An 11,029-nucleotide genomic window follows, 5' to 3' on the forward strand; every position below is an offset into this window, starting at 1 on the left:
AAAAGGACACACCTATACCATTGGCTGGTACGTTAGGTGTGTCCTTTCCGTATCTTAATAAATATAATATTCGATTTTAATCTTATAATCTTATTATAAGATTATTTAGGTTCAATTAAAATAGACATTGTATCACGGATCATAGTTTTTCCAAGACGAATTTTATAATCACCTTTTTGGTGGTTAGTAATTGATTTTGAATCAACAGCATTTTGAATCTCCTGATTCAAATCTAATCCTGTTAAGTACGCAACCCATTTTTTAGTTAATTCAACAGTCGCTGAATTATTATCTAAAAAAGTAATGTTAAAAGTGTCTCCTTCACCTTCTACTACAAATTGACCGCCGGCATATGAACCTTCTGGGTAATACATACCTTTGTCTAGAATAGTTACAGCACCATTTAAATTAGCGTATTTTAAATTCGTATTATATTTACTATTAATCTCTTTTAAAATATTTTGCGCTTCTGGAGCTAATTGTTTTTTTACAGTAGGATTCTCTAGCGCAGATGGATGAAAATCAAAATCTGGTTGTACTAGGCTTTCTTCTAAACCTGCTGGTACTTCAGGTTTTGGGTCTGGCTTCACTTCTGGTTTTTCTTCTGGTTTTGTTTCAGGCTTTGAATCTGGCTTCACTTCTGGTTTTTCTTCTGGTTTTGTTTCAGGCTTTGGATCTGGCTTCACTTCTGGTTTTTCTTCTGGTTTTGTTTCAGGCTTTGGATCTGGCTTCACTTCTGGTTTTTCTTCTGGTTTTGTTTCAGGCTTTGGATCTGGCTTCACTTCTGGTTTTTCTTCTGGTTTTGTTTCAGGCTTTGGATCTGGCTTCACTTCTGGTTTTGTTTCTTTTTCAACTGCATTAATAGAGTTATATAGGAACTGACTATACGCTTCACGTGTTACAAACATTTTTGGAGAATACATATTACCTCCTGTACCAATAGTAACGCCATTTTCTTCTAATGCGCTGATTGCTTTTAGTGCCCATGAGTTTTTATCAACATCTGTAAATGTTGTTGTTTTCGTTGAATTAAATTTAAAAGCATTAGTAAGTACTTGTGCCATTTGTTCACGAGTTAAAATATCATCTGGACCATATTTCCCATCACCAAATCCATTCACAAGTCCTGCTTTAGCAAGTGCTAAGATTTCTTTTTCAAACAAATGTCCTTTAATATCAGTAAAAGGATTTTTGAAGCTGGCATCTGCATCTGCTGGTTTTACGTACATATAAATCATACGAGCAACTTGCCCACGAGTTACATTATCACCAAAGCCAAAGATATTATTTCCGTACCCTTGCACTACTTTACGATTTGTTAAATCATAAATTGCTTTTGTAGACCAGTGATTTGCTGGAACATCATTGAATTTTAATGAGTCTGTGTTATCAGCCTTAGCAGTAAATGCTCCTGCTCCTAGTAATGATGTACCCATTATTGTTAGTGCTGTTGCTGTTTTTAAAAATTTGTTAGCCATTGTTTGTTCCTCCAAATATATTAGTTTTTCATAGATTCTTTTATTGTACCTAATTTAAACATAAAATCCATATAATTTAACATATAAATTAATTAATTAACATTTTTTATAACTTCTGTTCTATATAGGTATATTTTTCTGACAAAAAAACTATACTTTTCAGCATAGTCTTTTATAGTACAAATCTTAGAATTTTCATTACTTAAAATATACTTGTCCCAATCCCTCTTTACTCGCCCATATCGGAGCTTTTATGCCATCTACACCAATCAGCTTAAATATGAAGAAATGGTGTTCTGCTTTCACCTTAAAAGAAAGGGATTGATTATGATCGATGCGTCCCTTTGTATACTCATACTTCCATCCATCCATCTTTTCTTCTTTCATTCTTTTCTCTATCCCAGGGACTAAATCCACCCTTTTTCCATTGTAATCATATTGAAATCCACCCTTATTTTCTGCGTTTTCTACCATATCAGCAGCAAAGTTATGTGCTTTCACTAACTGTATTCCATACAAAACGCCTTCGGGTAAAAGGCTAATTAATAATAAAGAAAAGGTAAGGAATAGAGCCGTAGTTACTGTATTTTGCATTTTTAATGCACCTACTCTTTTTCTTTATTTTACGTTTCCACCTAATTGTTTTTCTTTTCCATTCGCATCATAAATAATAATACTTCTCGCTTTACTCTTTATCGTTTCTTTTTTTTCATCAAATTGCTTAAAATAACTAGCAGCTTCTGCATCACCTTCGACAGCAATCATTGCTGGTTTTTCCTGTACATCATGTACAGTGAAGTTACGTTTTGAAGCGGGATCTTTAAAATCCGCATTACCATTATACGCCTTTTCAAACTCTTGTTTCGCTTTTTCTGGATCAATAGCTATTTCTTCTTCTGCACGCAGAGTACCTACTTTTACAGACTTAGCCACAGCTATCTCGCCTCCCCTTTCTAAAGACGATTTATTATCAGTATGTGTTGTATCTCCAATCACCATATCAGTTACAAAGAATAGACAACCTACAAATAACAGCAACATACTTGCTGCAACAATAAACTTTTGCATTCCTCTTCAGCCTCCTTAACTTTCAGACTTTCGAAATCGAAATCCACTTAAAATGGAACTTTTTTTGGAATTCAACAATTGATTTGGTAGCAATAACTCTGCTATTTCCTTCATTATTTCTTCTAACTCTTTATAATAGTTACGACTTGATAGTAACGTATTACTATTCAATTGTGACTCAAACACATCTTCTATTTCATATGGTGGTAAAGCAGTTAATACCTTATCTCCAAAGCATTCTTCTACTATTTCATGCTTTAAAAGTGCAGGAGAAAACTTATTCCCAATGATCCTCACTTTCTCTAAAGCTAAGTAAGAAACGAGCTTTCTCTCTTTTTGTGTAAGAGGATGCGCTATCTTTAGCAATTGATGCAGATCTGGTTCCGCTACAAAGAATATGTAATCCGCCATTTCACATATCTCATGGTATAAATCTTTATCCCAATCGCTCCCTGCATCAATAATAGATATAGGTGCTTCTTGGTTGGCCAATAAAACCTTAATAAAATGGTCGAAGTCCTGCTCTGTTTCGTTTTGAAGCTCTTGGTCAACTATAGGATTCTTTACAATATAATTTATTCTTCCTTGCTTCCATTTTGGAATTAATAATATATCAGATTCCTTCTGTAGCATCTCTTTATATCGCTGCAACATAAATTCACTACGATAGTTTTCTGGCGCTTCTGTATATCCCTTTAATAACGGATACGTATAACCATCATCATATAGATTCTCTATATAATTCACATCAATCTGTAGTTCATTTAAGTAAGCGGCTAAAAGATGTGAAACAAAAGTGGCACCACTTCTCCTATTCATGTTGGCCACAACAATTGTTCTTCTTGGAATAGCAATACCAATTTGTTTCTCATATACTGGCTCAAAAGCCAATTTATACTGTTTTTTTATAATTGGCGCTCTTGGCGTTTCTTCCTGAATAGACTTACGCTTTTGTTTGTTTTTAAATAATTTTAAATTAGAGTGTGATTCACTGTTGTTACCTTCCTCTAATTCACTTGATACTTTCGCTTCTTCCTCATCAAAAGGCACTTCAGGCAATTTCGTATGTTGCGGTGCTTGACTTGCTCTTACAATTTCCACCACATTTTTAATATCCGATTCCTGTAGCAGCTGCGGGATGACTTTATTATCAATATCAATTTTACGAGAGTTAAAAATGTCATAGATACCTAGATAAATCAGCTTCGCTAAAAATTCATCATTATTTTCACGCTCTGTAAATACTACAATGCGAATATCCCGCTGAAAGCGAATGTCTCTTAACTTCTGTAAAATAATTAATTCTCGTTTATCTTCGTGTCCCGCATCAATATTTAATCGTTTGTCATTAATACATAGAATATCAGGTTGCTCCGTATCTAGAATTTCATCTAAATACTTTATGTGCATAACATCACTATCAGCTACTTCAAATCCTGCACCAACAAAATCCTCACGTAAATATGCCGTATACACAGTATCACTAATAGCTAATACAATCTTTTTCATTATAAAAAACTCCTCTTTGATAGAAAATCACTTTAAATTAATAGCATGTTTTCAAAAGGCACTTTTGTTGCGTTTTGTATTTTTGTTAATAGTTCGGTGAGAAGCGATTCTATTTCAAATCCATCCAAATTACATGGCATATTATCAATAAGGTTATATTTGACTCTAACCTCTAAACGATCCTCTATTTCTTCTAACGGCATCGCACTAAATAAACTCTGTTCATATATAAATCCATCCTGAAGATTTTTTTGTATTTCTGTCTTGTCTTTGTAAACAATGGTTACTTGTGCTAATTCAATAAAAGGATTATCTAAAGTTAATTTTGTATTCCAGTTTAGACTCCAGATTTCACAGCGGCCATCCGCATGCACAACATTAGCAGCTACAGATGGAGTAATTGTAAATAAACGATCTACTGGAACATTTGTAAAAGTAGTTGTTTTTCCTTCAACTACTTTTAGTCCTCTTTCCTCACGTTCATGCTCAAGCGAAATTTCCGCACCAAACAATGCAATTTCACAAAATACTTGTTCCATTATGGGTTTAATGCCTTCATACGTTCGAACAGCAAATACACTAAATTCTTGTGTTTCATCCGTTCGAACTAATTCATAAATGCTAAATTCCGCTGCATTTACAATTGCAAAAGGAATATCTTGTACAAAATTAGGATTTATAAATAGAGAATCCGGAATCACTGTCTCTGGATGTTTGAAAAACTCTAAACCAAGCTGATATCCTTTTAGAAATGCATTCTTAGCAGCAGCTGGGAATAATGTTTCAAATCTTTTGAGATTGCTTTTAAATTGCTTCTCTTCGACCTCGTTATTAAATTCTCTATCTTGTAAAATGTTTACACGATCAGCAAGCAGTAAAAAATAGTAGTTAATAAGAGAATTAATTCTCTCCTCAAAAACTTGATTATCTTTACAATATTTATCAAATCTTTTTTTACTTTCACTAATAATTTCATTCATTCTTTAATACTCTCCTTATCATTTTCTAGTTATTAAATAAAAAAAGACACACCAATGGCAGGTATATGCCCTCGGTGTGTCCGTTTAGCAAGAATTAAATATCTCTCGATTTGTATATTAATTTTAAACAATAAAACTTATGTATAAGATTATCTATATAATATCTAAATGTCAATACTACTTCGCAATTATTAAATAAACTCACAAAAATAATGCTTCTAATTGATTAACCTTTTCTTTTTTGCATATGTCATTTAATAACCTAATTCAGGTAATACTATTAGTATATCTAAGTATAGGATTTTCATAACAAAATTTCGATTTTTTTATTTACAACTAAATTTCAAAAGTAAAAAACATTCATTTAATATATTCCTTACCTTAGAGAACTTTAAATATAAAACAATCTTTATATTACTCATAGCATAACTAACAGCAAAGGACTAAAGCATATTAATGTTATGTAAACAATAAAGCGACACAAACTCGTTCGATTGATATTAACATATCAACTGACATTGACATGAAATTTCATATTGAGAGATGAATACAAGTTAAACTAACCATCCAGTTCATACCTAAGCCAATTTATTAATTACATATTTCGCAAACAAAAATTATAAAATTGCTTTTAAGTTCCTATTTTAGTTATTAGACAAAAAGCACGCTAATAATGAATATACATCCATAACATATTTTTCTTGTAACAATTAAAATGACTTTTAGTTAGTATATACTTATATTGGAATGATACACAAAATCATTTCTTCTACTCAAATACTATAAAAACTACAATCTATAATTATAGATTGTAAAGATATTAGCTGCACTTTTTTTATCATAGAAAAGAACTCATACTTATAGTATGCCCAAATAAATAAGTCGTATACCTAAGTATTACAACTGCTATTTATAACCTAAACTCCCAATATGCTACACCGTTCTTTTTATAAACCTCCTTGATCAAGAAGGTTTCAAAGAAAGTCTATCTCCATTTAATTTTTAACACAATTTGAAGTACACAACCCAAATTTGTTAATGTCATATAAACAATTAACCAACACTAATACCCTCGAATGAAATTAACATATCAATTGACATTGATATGAAAGGGAATAAAAATGTACAGATGTTAATTTCATATTGATATTTTATGTGTTATATCAATCCGATGATACTCAGATATAAATTAATGTAAAACCAATTAGTAGATCTACATTTATTATCATTAGTTACTGGAATGTAATAACTAACAAACCAGCGCATGCTATATTTTATTACTAATTACTTTTATTAACTTTCTAATGGGTATTTAAGTCATAAACACCCATTAGAATAACTAGTATCTCTAAATGTAAATGGCAGTTTTCTATTTCTGATCAACATGACATTAACAATTAGGATGATTTATCCTTTGTTTGGGTGTTTTTTGTTAATGTCGTATTAATCTCATAGCAATACCTCATTTTATGTCAATGTTATCTTTATAGATATTCGAAGTATGCTTATCTAATTTTCGTTAACATATCAATCTCATTGTCTTGTTTATGATCTTATTAATATATGTAAACATATACTAGAAATCGGATATCTACAAAATACATCACTTGGATTATTCTAGTATTCTAAGTCGAACCTTAGTATCTTAAAAACTTCCTCAAAATTATCTATAAAATCCTTCGTTTATGGTTCACATTTCATGTTAAAAGGTAATCTTTTTAGATTAGCATGTATACAAAGAGTTGATCTATATCTATTATAGTTAACAAAACATTAACAATAGGTGTTCGTATGTTATTAGTAGGTGGTTGTAGTATTGATTTCATGTCAATGTCATGTTTCATGTTAATGTCAACTCGCAGGCTCAATCTGTTCTTTAATACTGATAAAGATCATTTTGTTGATACTGACTACATAAATTTCTATCATGACATGCAATATACAACTTAAATTGTACATTCTATACTAAATTAATATACATAAATAAATCCTAACTTGTATGTAGCAAGTAAATAGGGAGTAGGACGAACCTCTTCGAAGCGTTATGATTGTACTCCTATATCCTTAAATACCGTTTTGTTTATTGAACAATACTAACTCTACATTAATATTATTTACTTTTTACTAGCTTTTATACGTGATAATTAGATTTTGAGCGTTACTTTGTGTATTTTCCGTTATATAACCGGATTATATCCTTATAACTTATTTACAAAATAGCTTTATTTCCTTATCATTAATATTAAGTAGCCTAATTTGTTAATCTCATAGCAACTATCAGTAGCGCTACTACAATAATATATATATTCCCATTAACAAAACATTACCAATTATATATTTCAAATTGGTAATAAAGTTACTGATTCACCGAGTTCTATGCTAAACGTCAATGTTTTGTTAACAAGTATATGTTTACATGTTAATTCTATATTTCATGTAATTCACTGGATTGGTAGGGATTTTTACAAATATTATCGAAATACTAGCTAACATGTTAATCTCAGCTCACATGTTAATTATAATTAGTTATTTATGAGTTGATTTTTGAGGAGGTAGTTACAATGATTGAGCAAAAAAATGAAAAACAAGACCATCAAATTAACGATGATGATATATTAGATGATAATGTTTTCGAAAAAGCATGGCGAATAACAGAATTCTCAAAACTAGTAGGACGTCATCATAATACAGTTTATAATTGGTTCAATATCCTAGAAGAAAAGGGACTTCATGAAACTTTAAGAACTCAAAATACAAATGAAAAACTCTATAATGCTTTAGATCTTGAAATTGCTCTATTTATAAAGCAGAAAAGGGATGAGAAATGGTCTCTAGATGCAATTATTGACCTTTTACCACACCAATTTGATTTAAGACCAGTTTCACCAGAACATCAAACAAATGAGGTATCCACTGAATTAAACCTTCAAGCTACTGCTGAAATTATTGAAAAAATGGTAACTAAACAGTTAGAAGAAAAAATAAAACATATTGAATCTCATTATGAAGAGAGGGTAGAAAGTATATTAAAGCAGTTACCACAACCAGAAGATGTAGAAACGCTAAAATTACGCCAACGCCAAGATAGGCTTGATAATTTTATTATTGAGCATAGGGCACGTCAGGAATTAAGAAAACAAGCAGAGAGCTTATGGAATAACAAACCTGAAGAAGAGCGCACTAGAAAAGCAGGCTGGTTTAAAAAAGAGGAAGACTTGAGTAAAAAACAACTCTTCATAGAGCAGTACATACAAGATAATATTATTGAGTATATAAAATCTCTTATGGATTCAGTGGAATAATAAAAAAGTCTGGAACTTAGTCCAGACTTTTTTATTATTTTGTAGTACCAAACATCTTATCTGGATCTAGAAAATCTGCTAGATCTTCATCTTCATTTGCTCCAGCATTATTATTTTCTTCGTCACTACCCATATCAATAAAATCTCCAAATGCAAAACCTAAATCCTCATCCTCATCTATACTTTCAATCGTACTAATTTGAGACTTTTTATACTGAATTTGGCTTTGTCTTTCTTTAAATTCATTAAATTCTTCAACTAAACCTTTAGATAATCTCGATGGTAATGCATCGGTTTTATAGAAGGTATATACAGTTCCTAAGAAATCATTCTTACTTACCAAATATCCATTAAAAACTGTACCATTTATAGGTAAATTATTTGAAACTTCTACCTTAGCGTCATCCATAAAGGAATCATTAATATTCTTTTGCTCATCTAGGATAGCAAGCATACCAAAATGATGTACTTTTGATGCTTCAACAGAACCATCATCGTTCTTCTTCATCAAATCAATCGGGGGATGGAAAGAGCTTCCTCTTAATGATTCTTGGAACATTTCTATAATTGCATGGCTATTTTCTATTTGATTCATATTACGTGAAACCTTATTAATTACTAAACAGCCCGTTTTCTCAAGTAAAATACGTTTAAAATCTTGAGAATCCAGTATTACAGATGTACCAGATCCATTAGCAGCGGTATTTAACTCATGAATAATTTCACTAATACGTTGATTTGCATAATCTCGTGAATTAGCGATACCTTTTTTCTCATTTTCATTCAATTCCTTAAATTCATCGTAAAAATGCTGGTTATCAGCAAACACAACAAATGCTACACCTTTTGATTTATCATTTGCTAATTTCCAAATTTCCTGTGAAAATTTATTTACTTGTCGTAATACATCAGGCCCATCTGCTCGGACGGGAAGAGTTACAACAATCCCCATTTTAATAAAGTCTTTGCGCTCAATAGCATTTTCAAAGGCTATTCTCGCAAACTTCGCTTGATTCGCCTTGATTTCAGACATTGGATATAGCTGCGCAACTTTTTGTAATTCTTGTCTGATTACTGGCTTGTTATGAAAAGCCGAAAATTCTTCAATAGCCTTAATGATTGTAGAAGTTCCAGTTCCTCCACCTAAACCTGCAAAAAATAAAACAAGTTCATCCGAAGGTCTTACTCGTTCAGTAATAAATTCTTTTAGCTTTTCTTTTGCTTCCTCATTTGAATCAAGGACTTTTACTGCACGCTCAGGATTCTTACCTAAACCACCTAATTTCAGTGAAACTTGATTACTTTTGGGTACATTTTTTAATTCAGCTAGATCTCCATCATTACTATTTAGTGCTAAGCAATTATATACTGCTGTACCATCTGTATGTGTATATTCCGCAAATTTATCTACCATTCTAGTACCAGCTTGACCAAAACCAACCATCGTCATTTTAACTGCCACTTCATTCTTCAAGAAGTTTTTTGCCATTATTTTATCTCTCCTTATTTATCTTTTTTCTTTTCCCTAACTCAATCAGTACTTGTTGCCCTCTATAAGTTGAGATCAAAAATTTATATGGGTGCATGGTTTTTTCATAGATTAAAGACATTGATGATAGTGTACTCACACTTATTTCAGCTGAACGTCTAGATATATTCGTACGTTCAACCTCTAAAGAATAGGATTTTCCCTTTTTTTTCTTTACTCTCCTATCAATAACTACATTTTCCACTATTTCATTAATAGATATGCCCCTCATGTACTTCGTCTCTTGAAATTGTTTATTTACTATGTTTCCTATGTATAGAAATACACTATAGAGTATCTCATCTTGTTCAAGTATATCAGCAAACATGTTTACTACTTCATCTGCAAACTTGATTGTTTGATATTTTTCACTTAAAACTTCGTTCAAGTCGTCCCCCCCTTAAAACACTGGTTAATTATTCCTAGAAACATAGTACATCATTACACGTCGTATATCAAGTCATTATAAATAAAACTTATATACAGGACTTGTATATAAGACTTATAAAATTAAAAATAGAATTAATATATATTTTATAAGGATTTATGTATACGCCTTATATATAATGCGTATACATGTTATATCAATCTTAAATTTCATGTGATTGACATTTCAAAAAAGATTATTAAAAAAACCAAATCAAAATTCTAAAAAACAGATAAAAAACCACCAATTTTTTTAGCATAAAAATTCCAGAAAAACTTATACACCTTATATATAAGCTTTACATATAAAATGTATAAAATAATGCTTTTATATCGTAGTTAAATCAAAAAAACAAATTATCTAGTTTACATACAAGTTTTATATAAGACCCTTATATAAAACTTGTATGTAAACTGTATTTATAAAGCTTATATAATTCAACTAAACTTTTTTAATATTCCAACAATAAATATTGTTCGAGTATATTTATATTACTAGGGAGATTTCAAGACATTCTTATAGCAATTCACACTAAGTTTTTCTTTGTTACCTAGCTGTTTTAACGGGATTTATGACTTATAAGACCGCTCATTGTTAATGTTATGTTAATGTACTGTTCTTCACTTAGTACTTGTTAGTTCACATTATTATATATGTTATAAGAAAAATCATCCTCTTTTCCTCATTTGAATTCAATTCCTTGTCAATTTCATTCATTCCTCAAAAGCCAGTAGAAG

Annotated in this window: 8 protein-coding genes; 1 reads left to right on the top strand and 7 read right to left on the bottom strand. The window is 30.9% G+C overall.

The window, feature by feature from the left end; genetic code table 11:
* Positions 1-101: 101 nt before the first annotated feature.
* The 5 genes from MHB52_RS29095 to MHB52_RS29115 all read right to left on the bottom strand — a co-directional run bounded on the left by MHB52_RS29095 (position 102) and on the right by MHB52_RS29115 (position 5,035).
* Complete coding sequence (locus tag MHB52_RS29095) at positions 102-1,478, bottom strand: S-layer homology domain-containing protein (protein WP_340768314.1); 1,377 nt, start codon at positions 1,476-1,478, stop codon at positions 102-104.
* 198 nt (positions 1,479-1,676) lie between these two features.
* A complete protein-coding gene (locus MHB52_RS29100) occupies positions 1,677-2,072 on the bottom strand; it encodes a DUF4320 family protein (protein WP_001181729.1) in 396 nt (131 codons plus the stop codon).
* Positions 2,073-2,096: 24 nt separating this feature from the next.
* Complete coding sequence (locus MHB52_RS29105; protein ID WP_001168897.1) at positions 2,097-2,546, bottom strand: hypothetical protein; 450 nt, start codon at positions 2,544-2,546, stop codon at positions 2,097-2,099.
* A 15-nt stretch (positions 2,547-2,561) separates the two neighbouring features.
* Positions 2,562-4,055 (bottom strand): hypothetical protein, encoded by a 1,494-nt coding sequence (locus MHB52_RS29110; protein ID WP_000724987.1) that lies wholly within the window; start codon positions 4,053-4,055, stop codon positions 2,562-2,564.
* Positions 4,056-4,087: 32 nt separating this feature from the next.
* Positions 4,088-5,035, bottom strand: coding sequence for a hypothetical protein (locus MHB52_RS29115; protein ID WP_061664711.1), 948 nt, complete (start codon positions 5,033-5,035; stop codon positions 4,088-4,090).
* Between the two features lie 2,561 nt (positions 5,036-7,596).
* Between MHB52_RS29115 and MHB52_RS29120 the strand changes: the two genes are divergently transcribed.
* Positions 7,597-8,337 carry a MerR family transcriptional regulator gene (locus MHB52_RS29120; protein ID WP_000572539.1) on the top strand — a complete coding sequence of 247 codons (741 nt, stop codon included), beginning with the start codon at positions 7,597-7,599 and terminating at the stop codon, positions 8,335-8,337.
* A 34-nt stretch (positions 8,338-8,371) separates the two neighbouring features.
* On the opposite strand, the gene MHB52_RS29125 is transcribed toward MHB52_RS29120, so the two are convergent.
* Entirely contained in the window at positions 8,372-9,826 is a 1,455-nt protein-coding gene (locus MHB52_RS29125) for a cell division protein FtsZ (protein WP_001097031.1), read from the bottom strand.
* A gap of 4 nt (positions 9,827-9,830) precedes the next feature.
* Positions 9,831-10,253: a hypothetical protein gene (locus MHB52_RS29130; protein WP_001006726.1), complete on the bottom strand. Its 423-nt coding sequence runs from the start codon at positions 10,251-10,253 to the stop codon at positions 9,831-9,833.
* Between the last annotated feature and the right edge of the window lie 776 nt (positions 10,254-11,029).

This window comes from Bacillus sp. FSL K6-0073, from assembly GCF_038006085.1.
Classification (GTDB): domain Bacteria; phylum Bacillota; class Bacilli; order Bacillales; family Bacillaceae_G; genus Bacillus_A; species Bacillus_A cereus.

Excerpts from the sequence above, each read along its gene's own strand:
- MHB52_RS29110 (WP_000724987.1), bottom strand. The coding sequence starts at position 4,055 with ATGAAAAAGATTGTATTAGCTATTAGTGATACTGTGTATACGGCATAT.
- MHB52_RS29120 (WP_000572539.1), top strand. The coding sequence starts at position 7,597 with ATGATTGAGCAAAAAAATGAAAAACAAGACCATCAAATTAACGATGAT.
- MHB52_RS29115 (WP_061664711.1), bottom strand. The coding sequence starts at position 5,035 with ATGAATGAAATTATTAGTGAAAGTAAAAAAAGATTTGATAAATATTGT.
- MHB52_RS29095 (WP_340768314.1), bottom strand. The coding sequence starts at position 1,478 with ATGGCTAACAAATTTTTAAAAACAGCAACAGCACTAACAATAATGGGT.
- MHB52_RS29100 (WP_001181729.1), bottom strand. The coding sequence starts at position 2,072 with ATGCAAAATACAGTAACTACGGCTCTATTCCTTACCTTTTCTTTATTA.
- MHB52_RS29105 (WP_001168897.1), bottom strand. The coding sequence starts at position 2,546 with ATGCAAAAGTTTATTGTTGCAGCAAGTATGTTGCTGTTATTTGTAGGT.
- MHB52_RS29125 (WP_001097031.1), bottom strand. The coding sequence starts at position 9,826 with ATGGCAAAAAACTTCTTGAAGAATGAAGTGGCAGTTAAAATGACGATG.